Source organism: Actinospica durhamensis (assembly GCF_018139695.1).
GTDB classification, from domain to species: domain Bacteria; phylum Actinomycetota; class Actinomycetes; order Streptomycetales; family Catenulisporaceae; genus Actinospica; species Actinospica durhamensis.
In genome coordinates, this window is record NZ_JAGSOG010000751.1 from 1 (window position 1) to 448 (window position 448).

General features: G+C 60.3%; 1 protein-coding gene. It reads left to right on the top strand.

Annotated features, from left to right (window positions below):
- On the top strand, positions 1-448 hold a 448-nt coding region (locus KDL01_RS42045), incomplete at both ends, for an acyl-CoA synthetase family protein (protein ID WP_212534286.1).

The following is a 448-nucleotide window of genomic DNA, read 5'->3' on the forward strand; positions in this document are numbered from 1 at the left end:
GTATCGCACCGGCGATCTCGGCTGCTACTGGTCAGATGGCACAATCGAGTTCCTCGGTCGTCGCGACAAGCAGGTCAAAGTCGGAGGATATCGCATCGAGCTGGGCGAAATCGAAAGCGCGCTCAGCCAGCTGGCGGGGGTGAAACAAGCAACCGTTTTGGCGATCGGCGAAAAAGAAAAAACGCTGGCGGCATACGTTGTTCCTCAGGGCGAGGCTTTTTGCGTTACCGATCATCGGAACCCGGCACTGCCGCAGGCGTGGCACACGCTTGCGGGAACGTTGCCCTGTTGCGCCATCTCGCCAGAGATCTCCGCAGAACAGGTAGCCGATTTCCTTCAGCATCGCCTGCTAAAACTGAAGCCGGGTCACACCGCTGGCGCCGATCCTCTCCCCCTGATGAACTCACTCGCTATCCAGCCGCGCTGGCAGGCCGTGGTGGAACGCTGG